This window comes from Flavobacterium johnsoniae UW101, assembly GCF_000016645.1.
Taxonomy (GTDB): Bacteria; Bacteroidota; Bacteroidia; order Flavobacteriales; family Flavobacteriaceae; genus Flavobacterium; species Flavobacterium johnsoniae.
Map to the genome: position 1 here is coordinate 1,461,900 of NC_009441.1, position 13,585 is coordinate 1,475,484.

Annotated in this window: 13 protein-coding genes and 1 tRNA gene; 6 read left to right on the plus strand and 8 right to left on the minus strand. The window is 33.0% G+C overall.

The annotated features are described in order from the left end of the window. Positions 1-22: 22 nt before the first annotated feature. Complete coding sequence (locus FJOH_RS06645) at positions 23-1,159, plus strand: 1-acyl-sn-glycerol-3-phosphate acyltransferase (RefSeq protein WP_012023360.1); 1,137 nt, start codon at positions 23-25, stop codon at positions 1,157-1,159. After that, positions 1,149-2,177 carry an asparaginase gene (locus FJOH_RS06650; RefSeq protein ID WP_012023361.1) on the plus strand — a complete coding sequence of 343 codons (1,029 nt, stop codon included), beginning with the start codon at positions 1,149-1,151 and terminating at the stop codon, positions 2,175-2,177. The genes FJOH_RS06645 and FJOH_RS06650 overlap by 11 nt, the downstream gene beginning before the upstream one ends. Positions 2,178-2,418: 241 nt before the next feature. Here FJOH_RS06650 and FJOH_RS06655 read toward each other — a convergent pair whose 3' ends face one another. Continuing rightward, complete coding sequence (locus FJOH_RS06655; RefSeq protein ID WP_012023362.1) at positions 2,419-3,660, minus strand: MFS transporter; 1,242 nt, start codon at positions 3,658-3,660, stop codon at positions 2,419-2,421. A gap of 91 nt (positions 3,661-3,751) precedes the next feature. Between FJOH_RS06655 and FJOH_RS06660 the strand changes: the two genes are divergently transcribed. The 3 genes from FJOH_RS06660 to FJOH_RS06670 all read left to right on the plus strand — a co-directional run bounded on the left by FJOH_RS06660 (position 3,752) and on the right by FJOH_RS06670 (position 5,434). Continuing rightward, the gene (locus tag FJOH_RS06660) at positions 3,752-4,633 is read left to right on the plus strand and encodes a LysR substrate-binding domain-containing protein (RefSeq protein ID WP_012023363.1); all 882 of its coding nucleotides are present in this window, start codon (positions 3,752-3,754) and stop codon (positions 4,631-4,633) included. A 51-nt stretch (positions 4,634-4,684) separates the two neighbouring features. Beyond that, a tRNA-Ser gene (locus tag FJOH_RS06665) sits at positions 4,685-4,771 on the plus strand. Between the two features lie 168 nt (positions 4,772-4,939). After that, positions 4,940-5,434, plus strand: a complete 495-nt coding sequence (locus tag FJOH_RS06670) for a hypothetical protein (RefSeq protein WP_012023364.1) — start codon at positions 4,940-4,942, stop codon at positions 5,432-5,434. 87 nt (positions 5,435-5,521) lie between these two features. Here the strand turns inward: FJOH_RS06670 and FJOH_RS06675 are convergent, their stop codons facing one another. The 7 genes from FJOH_RS06675 to FJOH_RS06705 form a co-directional block, all read right to left on the minus strand. Continuing rightward, positions 5,522-5,905: a helix-turn-helix domain-containing protein gene (locus tag FJOH_RS06675; protein WP_012023365.1), complete on the minus strand. Its 384-nt coding sequence runs from the start codon at positions 5,903-5,905 to the stop codon at positions 5,522-5,524. A 358-nt stretch (positions 5,906-6,263) separates the two neighbouring features. Further along, positions 6,264-6,770, minus strand: a complete 507-nt coding sequence (locus FJOH_RS06680; RefSeq protein ID WP_012023366.1) for a GNAT family N-acetyltransferase — start codon at positions 6,768-6,770, stop codon at positions 6,264-6,266. A 74-nt stretch (positions 6,771-6,844) separates the two neighbouring features. After that, positions 6,845-7,810 (minus strand): nitrilase family protein, encoded by a 966-nt coding sequence (locus FJOH_RS06685; RefSeq protein ID WP_012023367.1) that lies wholly within the window; start codon positions 7,808-7,810, stop codon positions 6,845-6,847. Between the two features lie 75 nt (positions 7,811-7,885). Next, positions 7,886-8,704, minus strand: a complete 819-nt coding sequence (locus FJOH_RS06690; RefSeq protein ID WP_012023368.1) for an AraC family transcriptional regulator — start codon at positions 8,702-8,704, stop codon at positions 7,886-7,888. Between the two features lie 65 nt (positions 8,705-8,769). Next, positions 8,770-9,534 carry an SGNH/GDSL hydrolase family protein gene (locus FJOH_RS06695; protein ID WP_012023369.1) on the minus strand — a complete coding sequence of 255 codons (765 nt, stop codon included), beginning with the start codon at positions 9,532-9,534 and terminating at the stop codon, positions 8,770-8,772. Between the two features lie 62 nt (positions 9,535-9,596). Next, entirely contained in the window at positions 9,597-10,379 is a 783-nt protein-coding gene (locus FJOH_RS06700; protein WP_012023370.1) for a DUF3050 domain-containing protein, read from the minus strand. 85 nt (positions 10,380-10,464) lie between these two features. After that, positions 10,465-11,646, minus strand: a complete 1,182-nt coding sequence (locus FJOH_RS06705) for an acyl-CoA dehydrogenase family protein (RefSeq protein ID WP_012023371.1) — start codon at positions 11,644-11,646, stop codon at positions 10,465-10,467. A gap of 171 nt (positions 11,647-11,817) precedes the next feature. On the opposite strand from FJOH_RS06705, the gene FJOH_RS06710 reads away from it, so the two are divergent. Next, positions 11,818-13,575, plus strand: a complete 1,758-nt coding sequence (locus FJOH_RS06710) for a helix-turn-helix domain-containing protein (protein WP_012023372.1) — start codon at positions 11,818-11,820, stop codon at positions 13,573-13,575. The last annotated feature ends 10 nt before the right edge of the window (positions 13,576-13,585 follow it).

Sequence of the window (13,585 nt, forward strand, 5' to 3'; positions counted from 1 at the left end):
CCACTTAAAACCTATATAAATAATGCAGAAATTTGATGCCATTCGACCTTTTTATGATACCGAAATAAATGAAGCACTTCATGATGTTGTAAATCACCCAATGATGAAAACCATGATGAACTTTACTTTTCCGGATGTAGAAGATGAGGTTTGGAAGGAACAGTTAAAGAAAACACACTCTATCCGTGATTTTCAATGCAATTTTATTTATAATACTATCCAAAAAGTTCTTGAAAAAAGCTCAGAAGGTTTAACTACTTCAGGCTTTGAAAAATTAGAACCCAATACTTCTTATTTGTTTATCTCAAATCATAGAGATATTCTTTTAGATACAACATTATTAAATGTTTGTTTATTCGAACATGGTTTAGTAATGACCGCTTCGGCAATTGGAGATAATTTAGTAAAGAAAGCTTTCTTGGCAACTTTGGCAAAATTAAACCGAAACTTTTTGGTTTTAAGAGGTTTATCTCCTCGTGAAATGCTGCAAAGTTCTAAACTGCTTTCAGAATATATGGGACAGTTACTGCTTCGCGAAAACCGTTCGGTTTGGATTGCTCAAAGAGAAGGAAGAACAAAAGACGGGAATGATGAAACCAATCCGGGAGTTTTAAAAATGATTGGAATGGGGTCTGACGAACAAAACTTAATGGATTATTTTAAGAAACTAAAAATCGTTCCGGTTTCTATTTCTTATGAATATGATCCGACTGATGTATTGAAAATGCCGCAATTAATGGCAGAAGCAAACAACGAAGTTTACGTAAAAGACAAAAATGAAGATTTCATGACCATTTTAAGCGGTATCATGGGAACTAAAAAAAGAATACATATTTCTGTTGGTGATGTTTTAGATACAGAAATCGATCAGATTGTAGCCGAAAACGACAATGTAAACAAACAAGTTCAGGCTTTGGCACAGACTATTGATGATGTTGTTTTGAAAAACTATCAATTATGGCCGACTAATTTTATTGCTTATGATATTTTAAACGACACCAGCCGATTTGCAGACAAATACAAAGAAAGCGAAAAACAGCTTTTTGAACGTCGTTTAGAAATGAGAATTGGAAGCGATAATCCTGTTACCAGACAAGGATTTTTGGCTATGTATGCCAATCCTGTTGTCAATAAATTAAAATACCAAGATGTCATCTAAAGCAAAAATATTATTGATTTATACCGGAGGAACCATCGGTATGAGCAAAGACTTTGAAACTGGAGCGCTTAAAGCCTTCAATTTTGGTAAATTAATTCAGAAAATTCCAGAAATTAAACAATTGGACTGCGAAATCGAATCGATTTCATTTGAACATCCAATTGATTCTTCGAATATGAATCCTCAAATGTGGACTAAAATTGCCACAATTATTGAGAAAAATTACGCTTCTTACGACGGATTTGTTGTTCTTCACGGATCAGATACGATGTCGTATTCGGCTTCGGCATTGAGTTTTATGCTCGAGAATTTAGCAAAACCAGTTGTATTTACAGGTTCGCAATTGCCAATTGGAGACTTGCGTACCGATGCAAAAGAAAACCTGATTACAGCCATTCAGATTGCATCACTTTTAGAAGACGGAAAACCGGTTATTACAGAAGTCTGTTTGTATTTTGAATACAAATTGTACCGTGGAAACCGAACTTCAAAAGTAAATGCGGAGCATTTTAGAGCTTTTACAGCGCCAAATTATCCGGAATTGGTAGAATCTGGAGTTCATCTAAAATTGAACAAACATTTATTTCTTCCTGTAAATAAGGATGCAAAATTAATCGTTCATAAAAACTTAGACAACCACGTAGCCATTATTAAAATGTTTCCGGGAATGAGCGAAATTGTTTTGGCTTCAATTCTGGCAACTAAAGGTTTAAGAGGAATTATTCTGGAAACTTACGGTTCAGGAAATGCTCCAACCGAAGATTGGTTTTTAAATTTAATTGAAAAAGCCATTAAATCCGGAATGCATATCGTAAACGTAACACAATGTTCTGGCGGAAGCGTGAATATGGGACAGTATGAAACCAGTACTGCTTTAAAATCTTTAGGTGTTATTTCCGGAAAAGACATTACTACAGAAGCCGCAATTACAAAATTGATGTATTTACTGGGTCATAATATTCCTCAAAACGAGTTTAAAGATATTTTTGAAACGGCACTTCGCGGGGAAATATCTTAAATTTAAATTACAATCTATTTTGAAATAAAGAACTTTGACAAAGTTGAAGATTCATCACGACGAGAATATTCCATAGGAATATCTCATTGGTAGAAAAAAAATAATAATATCGTTTTGTATTGTGTCCCATAGGGACACTTGTGCATCTGCCACGTTAATCAAACGTTCCTACGGAACGTATAACCGTAATTCAAATTTAATTCTACCAAGCAGACATTCCTACGGAATGTTTTCTTTTGAATTAAAATTTCGAATTTCTATACTCAACGGGACAAGTCTCCAATTCATCAGAAGCTTTATGTTTTTTGTAATACACATAAACAATAACGGAAAGAATACAGATAATTCCCTGAATAGCAACAGTAGCTCTTACGCCAAGTGAGTGAGAAACATAACCAATAATTAAACTTCCCACAGGAATCATTCCCTGATAGGCCATCATAAAATAACTGATGCTTCTGGAACGCATACTAACAATACTGTGTGTCTGAATATAAATATTGATAGATGAGGTTTGTCCCATCATTCCAATTCCGCTTAAAGTCATACAGATCAAAGCGACGGTAATGCTGTTTGAAACAGCTAAAATAATAACACTTAAACCCAAAAGTAAACTTGCTGCGATCAGTAACTTACTCATATTTTCAGCAGATTTTAGATTGGCAAGATAAATAGCAGATAAAACAGAACCAATTCCGGCAGCACTTTCAAACCAGCTGAATGTTTCGGCATTTCCGTGAAAGATGTCTTTGGCAAAAACCGGCATAAGAGTATTAAACGAAATCACAAATAGACTGCTGCAGGTAAGCATTAAAAGCATTCTTGCCATTTCGGTTTCTTTCTTTACATAATCAAGACCTTCAATAAGATCGTCAATCATATTTAGTTTGTTTTCGGCTTTAATATGAGGTGTGATTTTCATTAACATTAAAGAAATCAAAACGGGAACATAACTCACGAAGTTTCCAATGAAACAAATATCTTCGCCATATTCGTGCAGAATAATTCCCGCAAGTGCAGGGCCGGCAATACGGGCAAAGTTGTTCATTGTTGAGTTAAGTGCAACCGCATTTGGAAGATCCTCTTTATTGTCAACAATATCAATCATCATGGTTTGACGGCAGGTCATATCAAAGGCATTGATAATTCCCTGAATTAAACTTAATGCTAAAATAAAGTTGATGTTGTATATTTTAAAATAAATCAGCAAAGCCAAAGTTCCTGCTTGCAGCATGGCAAGAGACTGAAGAAAAACTAATGTTTTGTGTCTGTCGTAACGGCCAATAATACTTCCGGCCAGCGGGGCTAAAAATAAGGACGGAATCATGCTTAAAAACGTTGCCAATCCTAATAAAAATACAGATCCTGTTATGCTGTAAACCATCCAGCTTACGGCTGTTTTCTGCATCCAGGTTCCAATAACCGAAACGGATTGTCCGTAAAAGAATAACTTGAAGTTTTTTGATTTTAACGCTTTAAACATAATCTGAAATATTTTTTTACAAAGTTCGGGATTATGATTTCATTAGAAAAATTAATAATTTTACTGATAATAAGTAGTAAAACTTATCAATATGGAAATCTATCAACTCGAATATTTTATTAAAATAGCTGAGGTATTGCATTTTACAAAAGCAGCCGAATTGTGTTTTGTAACGCAATCCGGACTTTCGCAGCAAATAAAAAAGCTGGAAGAAGAGCTCGGTATGCCTTTGTTTAAGCGAATTGGAAAGAAAGTGCAGCTTACAGAAGCGGGATCGGTTTTTTTGATTCATGCCAAAAAAGTAGTAGAAAATGTAGAAAATGGAAAACAGGCAATTGAAGATTTAAACGAAATGATTGGCGGTGAACTTCGAATAGGGGTTACATATATCTTTGGTTTATTAGTTCTCCCTGTTGTTAATGCATTTGCTAAAAGATATCAGAATTTAAAAATTATAGTAGATTATGGCACAACTGAAGCCTTAGAACAAAAATTGATTAATAATGAACTAGATTTAGTATTAGTAATTTCATCACATGAAATTGGTCCTCCAATTCAAAAAGTGCCTTTGTTTACATCAAATATGGTAATGGCGGTTGCCAAAACAAACTCTTTGGCTTCCTTAGAAAAAATGCCATTTAAAAAAATAGAAGAAGTACCGCTGATTCTTCCCGGAAAAGGATCGAATTCCAGAGAATATGTAGAAATATTGTTTGTAAAACATCATATGAAACCAAAGATTTCTATAGAGTTAAATTCTATTAATGCTTTATTGCAAATGGTAGAAAACAGCGACTGGGCAACCATTGTGGCAGAAAAAGCACTAAAAGGCTGGGAACATAGCCTTAAAGCCATTCAAATTACAGGAGTAGTAACCAAACGAGAATCTTTTATGCTCACGATTGGAAGCTACCAAAAGAAAGCCGTAAAATTGTTTATGGAAGCATTTAGCAAGAGTATAAACGAATCTTAAAGATTTACGTTGTGAAACTCGATTTTTTTTGTGTTCTTTGCAGACCAAAATAGAGAGGTGTCCGAGTGGTTGAAGGAGCTAGCCTGGAAAGCTAGTATATGGGTAACTATATCGAGGGTTCGAATCCCTTCCTCTCTGCAAATATAATCCCGCAATTTCTAAAATTGAAATTGCGGGATTTTTGTTTTTGAGCATTTTGGGTTTAGAAAAAAACAGGTATTATTACTTAATTGTTCTTTGATAATAAATTATACATTGCGTTGTTTTTCAGTTGATTGTGTTGTGAACTCTTAAAAAATAATAACTATGACAGAGCCAGTATCAAATGATTCAGCTTCACTTAAAGTATTTATAAAGGAAATTCATAAAAACTATGAAATCTGGTATGCTAAAACATGCAGATTAAATTATAGAATTTGGTATTCGCTCCAGTTAATTTCATTATTAAGCGGTTTTTTGACTTCAATTTTTATAGCATATCAAGATAAAGATTCATGGACAGAAACAACAAGGCTTATTAGTGTTCTCATTCCATTATTTGGATCATTAGCAGGAACGCTTATTTTACAATTTAAAATTTTTGAAACATGGAAGCTGAGGGAAGAAGGCAGGATTTCATTTCAAAATTTAGTTAATTATAGTAACAGCCAGCTTTTAAAGTGTAAAAGTCAAGATGATTTTCAAAAACTATTTGAGGAAATAACGCTTAAAACAAATGAAATTGAAAATGAACAATCAAATAAATTTTTTGCATTGTACGGTTCCAATTTTATTGCCTCGTTTGCACTAGATAAAAAGTAGATTATAAAAGATTTAATCCTTTTAAATTAAAAAAGAGATTTCAAATTTGAAATCTCTTTTCACAATAAATTATATTTTATAAAAGGCTTACTTTTCTTTTAATAATTTCTCCAAATACTCATTTTTCTCCTTTTCAGCCTGAACCAAACGTTCGTAAAGTTCAATAACTTTGTCTAAAGGATTGAAATTACAATAATTACCAGTGTTAAAAACTCCTTGATCATAAATGTTATTAAAGTAATTAATTACAGCTTCTTCCGAAAAGTTTTTAATGGCTTCAACGGTCATTCCAAGTACTTTTGCTACTTCTTTAAGTTTTTCTTCGTCAATGGTTTCACTGTTTTCCATAGTTGAAACACTTTGTTGACTCATTCCTAAAGCTTGTGCCAAAGCTTCTTGTTTCATGTCTTTCAGCTCACGGATTCGGCTGATTTTTCTTCCTATATGATATGGTTTTGTTGCTGTGCTCATAAATCAAAGGTATTTAAAAATCTTAAAGTAAAATAGATTTCAGTAAAAAACAAGCTGATTTTTGTAAGATACCGTTTTCATTTTTTATACAAAAATACAGTTTTTGAAAGATTTAATTAAAACTCAATCTTCAAAAACAATGTTTTTTATCTGTAAAACCCCAGCGGGTTAAAATATTTATAGAACCACAATAAGACAAATAAAAAAGCTCCGGAGGAGTGACATGATTTTCTACAGCCTAGATATATGTCACTCCTCCGGAGCTTTATGTTGTAAACATTTATTCTTTGCTATAAATATTTCGCTTCTCTGAAGCTTACAAAAAGAGCTGTTTCTTTGAGACAGTCTGTTTTTGGTTTTAAAGCTTAATCTCAAACAAACTAAAAGAACCTTCTTTATAATGTTCCGGTAATTCGTTTGTCCACTCGATTGTGCTTATTCCTTTGTACTCAAAACCACAGCTGGTGTAATATTTATTTATTCTTTCGTTACCGCTGTGTGTATCAAGCCGAATGTATTCTTTGCCATTTTCTTTGGCATATTCTTTAACCCATTCTACAATTTTTTTGACATAAGATTGTCCTCTGAATTTCGGGTTTGTAGCAATACGATGTAAATAAACTGCAGGATCTTTGCTGGCTTCTTTCCAAATAATTAAATCGTTAAAAGTAAGTACAAATGTACAGGCAGCTTCGTTTCCTTCTTTGATTATAAAATGACGATTCTCAGCAATTTCTTTTTCTATTAATGCTCTTTCAAAACCTCTCCAACTTTTATTATTTACTGTTTTCTGGTAAGATGTAGCTTCGTTATAAATATCGAAAACAGCATCGATATCCTGAATTGTAGTTTTAAAAAATTCCATTATTGGGGTTTTGTTCTGTAAATTAATGAATCTTCAAAGATAAATCTTTCAACAGCTTTACAGAGGTGAAACAATTAATTTATGCTTTTTTTATCAGAGTTCAGCCAGACAACATTTTGCTCTGATTGGTGATTTTGACCAATAATATCTCTGTACAATTCTGGTCTTCTAGCCTTTATGTAGCGATTTCCTCCAGCCTGAATGCATTTTTCTGGTGTAAGTACAGCTGTCGCAAAAGAATCATCAAAAGTGCGGCATTCTGCCAGAATATCTCCAAAAGGATCAATAATCATAGAACAGCCGTTTTTTAACTGGTCGTCGTCCATACCAATTGGGTTCGAAAATATCGCATAAATGGCATTGTCATAAGCCCTTGCCGGAAGCCATTTCATTAACCAGTCACGGCCTTTCATTCCGTCAAATTCTAATCGTAATGAGGTTGGATCTGTTTCGCGGTTTTCCCAAAGCTGCGGGGCTACAAAGCCGGCGCCTGGTCGCGTAGAAGGCGTACACATCGTTACGTGAGGCATAAAAATAATATCGGCACCCAAAAGTTTTGTGGCACGTACGTTTTCTATAATATTATTGTCGTAACAAATTAAAATACCGCATTTCCAGCCCTCAATTTCAAAAATACAATAACGATCTCCAGCTGTTAAATACGGATTTATAAACGGATGCAGTTTTCGGTATTTGGCGACTAAACCATTTTTATCGACACAAACCTGCGCTTTGAATAAATTATTATTTTCATCCTTTTCAAAAAGCCCTGCTAAAATTACGATGTCATTTTTTTTAGCAATTTCGGTCAATTTTAAAATGCTTTCTCCACTTGGAATCAATTCTGCAAGATCCAGCATCTGTTCTCTTGATAAACTTCTTGCAAACGTATATCCGGTTATAGAACATTCATGAAACGAAATCACATCACAGCCTTCAATTGATGCTTTTTGAGAAAGTTTTTCGATTACAGATAAATTATAGTTTTTATCGCCGCTTTTGTTTTCAAACTGAGCTGTGGCTATTTTAAGATTTTTCATATTGTATGCTATTAATTTTAGTCAAAAATAGCGGTATCAATATTTTAGAAATTGTATAAAACCGACATTTTAAAATCACGAAACAGAAAACCTTTTGATAAGATTATTGGTTAATTTGCCAGTGCTGTGTACATATTCAGTCGGAGTTATTCCGGTATGTTTTTTAAAATCTTTTATTAAATGCGATTGGTCTGAAAATCCGGCGTCGTAGCAAATTGTTGTTAGATTAGTGTCTTCTGGTTTGTCTTTTAATAATTTCAGGAAATGATGCAGTCTCACAACGTTTCCAAATTTCTTCGGATTCAGTCCAATGCATTCTTTAAATTTTCTTTCCAGATGCCTTTCTGTGTACCCTGTATACTCAACTAATTGTTTTATAGAGAATTGCCCTTTGTTTTTGATTATGAAGCTTAAGGAATGATCTACTAAAAATTGATTTGAGGTTGTTTTTGAGGCGATTAAGGAGCTAAAAAAAGAATTAAGCAGTTCTGCTCGTATTTGATTATTTTGGTCAAACAGCCTTTCCTGCAGCACCGTAATTTTTTTATCAAATACATCTTCAACGGGAATAATAGAATCGTGAAATTCTTGGGCAGGGATTCCTAATAATTGGTGAATTCCGTTGGGTTGAAAAACTACAATAATCAGCGCTATTTCATTTTCAGAATAAAGATCTTTAAAACCATTAAGCTGTCCGTATAAAAATGACGCAGGCAGATATTCTTTTATTTCATATTTATTAATTCCGGAAATGAGTTTGCTTTTTACCGAAAATACTAGTCCGGTATTGCCATCAGAAAACAGACGAAATTTTTGTACAGCCGTTTCGGTATTATCTAAAAACAGATAATGCTTAATATAATGTGATAACTCTTTTGAAGGTGAAACTTGCATGAATTTAATCGATTTTCAAGATAATCTGCTTTAGCAAAATTAGCTATATTTTTTCTGAAAATCGTTTAATCCTGCAACGCTGTTTTTACCTTTGGCATCATACGTTCTACAAACATTTTATAAGCAGTTTCTGAAGGATGAAGACCATCTGAAGCAACCAGATTTTTATTTGTAAGTCCCTGACGTGAAATATCAGTAATCGAAACAAATGCTATTTCTTTGTTTATACAGTAGTTTTGAGCAAAAGCATTGTACTTGTCTATTTCTTCTGAAATTTTCTTTTGATTTTCAGTTCCATACATCATTCCAAAAGAAGTGTAGGCATAATCAGGAATAGAAACTACGACAACATTTTTTTTATCGCCTTTGGCTAAAGTAATTGCTTTGGTGACTAATTCAGGGAATTCTTTTTCATATACTGAAAAATCCCGCCCTCTATATTGATTGTTTACGCCTATTAAAAGTGTTACCAGATCATAATTTGAATCCGGATTCTGCTCTTTTATGGCCGAAATTAAGTTAGAGGTTGTCCAGCCTGTAGTGGCAATTATTTTTAAAGAAAAACTGGTTTGGGGATAGAGTGCTTTTAAACTGGTTTTGAGCTGTTCCGGAAATCGGCAGGTTTCGCAAACACTTTGTCCAATAGTATAACTGTCGCCTAAAGCGAGATAATTAACAGATTTTGAAATAGAATTATCTGGATTTGGTATTACCGGCGGCAGAACAACTGGCGGAGTTACGGCAATTTCTGGCTTTGATTCGTCAGTACTGCAGCTTAATAAGAATATGGAAAGAATAACAGTAACTATTTGTTTAAATTGAGGCTTCATAATTTGTTTAAATTTTGGCTTGTTTAAACAAATAGTTACGTTAAATGTATTGTTTTGGTTTTTTAAACCATTTCTGTTTTCATTATAATTTCTTCTTCAATGGCATTCCAAAGCCCGATTCTTTTTTCTAAAGCCAAGATCGAAACTTCTTCTACTTCTTTCCATTTTTGTGCATCATTTTCACATAAATCTGTAATCATCTGCATGGCCATTGGTCCGTGTTCGTCAGCATCTAATTCAATGTGTCGGTCGAAATAGTAAACCAATTTGCTTAAATCAGTATCCGGAAGGTTTTTTTGAAAGTTTTTCAGGATTTCAGAAAACATACTCGGAATTAAATCTTCTCTTCCAAAAGTAAAAGCTGCTGCGATTTGATGCGGTTTTCCTTCTTCAATCACTCTAAAAGTAAAGTCTAAAAAAGCTTTAATTTCAGGATGAAGTGAACTTTGCTTGATGGCAACAAAAATATTGTGAAGAGAATTTACAGAGTCTAAAAACTTGTTGATTTCTGTTGTGTCTGCACCACAGTCTTCCATTGCTTCAAGATACATTTCATAATGACTTTGTCTTCTTCCGTCGATGCTCAAATCTGTTTCTTCGGCAAGAACAATTTCATTGATTAAATATCTTGTTTCCGGGTTTTTAGTAGCAAACCAAGGAGTTGTTGTGCAGGTAAGTTTGGCTTGTAGTGCTTTTAAAAGAGACATAAAATCCCAAACGGCAAAAACGTGATTTTGTACAAAACTGTGTAAATCATCAATGGTTTGGATTTTGTTGTATAATGAGTGTTTTAAAAGCTGTTCTTTTTGAGGTTGAATGCTATTGTTTATAGTTTCAATATTCATTTATGTAAATTTTGGTGCAAAGATAAAAAGCTTCTCGGTTAGAAGAAGCTTTTTAAATTGTTTTTATATATAATTTAATAGATGTTTATGATTTAAATGCTGGAATTCCAGTTACATCCATTCCGGTAATCAACAAATGAATGTCATGAGTTCCTTCATAAGTTATTACACTTTCAAGGTTCATCATGTGGCGCATAATAGAGTATTCTCCGGTAATTCCCATTCCGCCTAACATTTGTCTGGCTTCGCGGGCAATTTCAATTGCCATGTTAACATTATTACGTTTTGCCATCGAAATTTGAGCCGTTGTTGCTTTTCCTTCGTTTCTTAAAACACCTAAACGCCAGGTTAATAATTGTGCTTTTGTGATTTCTGTAATCATTTCGGCTAATTTTTTCTGTTGCAGCTGAGTTCCTCCAATTGGTTTTCCAAACTGAATTCTTTCTTTAGCATAACGCAAAGCCGTGTCATAACAATCCATTGCAGCACCAATTGCTCCCCATGCAATTCCGTATCTTGCTGAATCTAAACAGCCAAGCGGGGCGCCTAATCCTGATTTATTTGGTAAAAAGTTTTCTTTTGGAACTTTTACATTATCAAAAATTAATTCTCCGGTTGCAGAAGCACGAAGCGACCATTTATTGTGAGTTTCTGGAGTTGTAAAACCTTCCATACCGCGTTCTACGATTAAACCGTGAATTCGTCCTTCTTCATTTTTTGCCCAAACTACAGCAATATCTGCAAATGGAGCGTTTGAAATCCACATTTTAGCGCCATTTAAAAGATAATGATCTCCCATATCTTTAAAATTGGTAATCATACTTCCGGGATCAGAGCCGTGATCGGGTTCTGTTAAACCAAAACATCCTATATATTCACCAGTGGCTAATTTTGGTAAATATTTCATACGTTGTTCTTCGTTTCCGTATTTCCAAATAGGATACATTACTAAAGACGATTGTACAGATGAAGTAGATCTTACACCTGAGTCGCCTCTTTCGATTTCCTGCATAATCAATCCATAAGAAATCTGGTCTAAACCTGCACCTCCATATTCTACCGGAATATAAGGGCCGAAACCGCCTATTTCTCCAAGACCTTTTATAATTTGTTTTGGAAATTCTGCTTTTTGAGCATATTCTTCTATGATAGGAGAAACTTCTCTTTTAACCCATGCACGTGCAGATTCGCGGACTAATTTATGTTCATCTGTTAATAAATCGTCAAGGTTATAATAATCTGGAGCTTGAAATAAGTCTGGTTTCATTTTTGATAGTTTTTTGCAAAACAAATTTACGCAATAAAAATATAACAAAACAAAGCATTATTGTTATATTTTTATATCTCAGTTAGAAAATAATCACAAATAAGGTGAATTAATTTTAGTTTATTGATAATATATAAACTAATTTTGAGATTCCAAAAAAACATATATTGAATGAGGCTAATCATTTCTTTTTTACTTTTTTTTGTTGTGAACGTCTCTTTTTCTCAACAAACTAAAGAATTAACAGAACAAGAATATTTACTCTTGCAGGATAAGATTCGATTAAATTTGAATGCAAACAGAGATAGTGCTGCAGTATATGCTAATGAAATGGCAAAATCCGGTAATTATAAACACTTAGCTTTTGCAAATGTCGCACAAGCTTATTTACTTCAGTTAAAAGATAATACCGCAAAATCTAAAGAAAAATACGATCAGGCATTTAAATACTTAGAGAAAATGCCGGACTCAAAAGATAAAGATCAGCTCAAAGCTTATTTGTATAATTATGGAGGATTAATAGAAGGGGCAAGAGGAAACTATAGTAAAGCCCTTGAAAATTATCAAACAGGAATGAAGATCTCTACTAACATTGGAGACATTATTCAAATTGTAAAATTTAAAAGCAATATTGCTTTTATAAACGAGGCCATAGGAAATTATCAATTAGCTATTAAAAATTTAAAACAGTTAAATACTTTTATTGATAATAATGAAAGCTATTTTACCAAACAGCAGTTTAATACAGTTAAAAGCAGTAATAATTTAACTTTAGCCGCATCTTATGAAGGCTGGTATATGAAAAACCAGTCTCCAATGTATCTGCTGGATTCTGCAGCATATTTTTATAAAAAGACGGTTTCGTATTCTCAAAACTTACCCATAAATAATATTAAGGCAAAAATTAGCCTGGGGAATGTTTACTATATGAAAAATGATTATAAGAATGCCGAAAAGACGTATTATAATATTGTTTTTTATGCCAAACAAAATAATCTAAAAAGAGAATATAAGATTGCCAATTACAATTTGGGGAATTTATATTATGAAACCAAAAAATATGATAAAGCACTTGTATTTTTTAAGAAAGTAGATTCGATTTCAGAAATAGATAATTTAAGAGACGAAAGTTTTTTAAAATCAAATTACTATCAGGCCAAAATATACAATATATATAAAGAACCTCAGGAAGCCTTTAAGCATTCAAAGATATACTTAGATAATTATGAAAAATCTGAAGCAAAATTAAATAATGAAGCTTTAGAAGTAAATTATAAACTTGGTACCGACGATTTGAGTGACGAAATGGTTACCATTCAAAAGAAATACGAAAATGATGTTTTGTTAAATAAGGCATTAAAGGTATTTTATGTACTGCTGGTAGTAGGGATTGTATTTTTGCTTATTAAAAATATAATAGACAAAAATAAGGCACATAAAAAAATGAATGCCTTGATTGAAGAGTTTAAAGCAAATCTTGAGAAAAAAAGTATTGCCGAAGCTTCTGAAATCGAAGAAATGGAGCAAGTTCCGGATTTAGAAGAGATTAGTCTTAAGAAAGAGAATGTCGCTTTAAGTATTGATGAAGCAAAAGAGAATAAAATTGTCGAAAAGTTATTAGCTCTGGAAAGTAAATTAGAGTACTTAAATGCCGATTTCACCCTGCCTTATGTGGCCAAAAAAATCAAAACCAATACAACTTATTTGTCATACGTTGTAAATAAACGATTTGGCAAATCTTTTGGTGAATACTCTAATGAGCTTAAGATTAATTATGTAATCAATGAAATGATTACGAATCATATGTATCGCAAATATTCAACACAGGCTATAGCAGAAAGTGTAGGTTTTAAAAATGCTGTGTCGTTTGCTAAATCATTTCGCAAAAGAACTGGAGTTTCTCCAGCTCAATTTGCGAATAATATTTAAGTTTTTATTT

What these genes read in the sequence shown, in the direction of transcription:
- FJOH_RS06645 (WP_012023360.1), top strand. Translation starts at nt 23, where the DNA reads ATGCAGAAATTTGATGCCATTCGACCTTTTTATGATACCGAAATAAAT.
- FJOH_RS06650 (WP_012023361.1), top strand. Translation starts at nt 1,149, where the DNA reads ATGTCATCTAAAGCAAAAATATTATTGATTTATACCGGAGGAACCATC.
- FJOH_RS06655 (WP_012023362.1), bottom strand. Translation starts at nt 3,660, where the DNA reads ATGTTTAAAGCGTTAAAATCAAAAAACTTCAAGTTATTCTTTTACGGA.
- FJOH_RS06660 (WP_012023363.1), top strand. Translation starts at nt 3,752, where the DNA reads ATGGAAATCTATCAACTCGAATATTTTATTAAAATAGCTGAGGTATTG.
- FJOH_RS06670 (WP_012023364.1), top strand. Translation starts at nt 4,940, where the DNA reads ATGACAGAGCCAGTATCAAATGATTCAGCTTCACTTAAAGTATTTATA.
- FJOH_RS06675 (WP_012023365.1), bottom strand. Translation starts at nt 5,905, where the DNA reads ATGAGCACAGCAACAAAACCATATCATATAGGAAGAAAAATCAGCCGA.
- FJOH_RS06680 (WP_012023366.1), bottom strand. Translation starts at nt 6,770, where the DNA reads ATGGAATTTTTTAAAACTACAATTCAGGATATCGATGCTGTTTTCGAT.
- FJOH_RS06685 (WP_012023367.1), bottom strand. Translation starts at nt 7,810, where the DNA reads ATGAAAAATCTTAAAATAGCCACAGCTCAGTTTGAAAACAAAAGCGGC.
- FJOH_RS06690 (WP_012023368.1), bottom strand. Translation starts at nt 8,704, where the DNA reads ATGCAAGTTTCACCTTCAAAAGAGTTATCACATTATATTAAGCATTAT.
- FJOH_RS06695 (WP_012023369.1), bottom strand. Translation starts at nt 9,534, where the DNA reads ATGAAGCCTCAATTTAAACAAATAGTTACTGTTATTCTTTCCATATTC.
- FJOH_RS06700 (WP_012023370.1), bottom strand. Translation starts at nt 10,379, where the DNA reads ATGAATATTGAAACTATAAACAATAGCATTCAACCTCAAAAAGAACAG.
- FJOH_RS06705 (WP_012023371.1), bottom strand. Translation starts at nt 11,646, where the DNA reads ATGAAACCAGACTTATTTCAAGCTCCAGATTATTATAACCTTGACGAT.
- FJOH_RS06710 (WP_012023372.1), top strand. Translation starts at nt 11,818, where the DNA reads ATGAGGCTAATCATTTCTTTTTTACTTTTTTTTGTTGTGAACGTCTCT.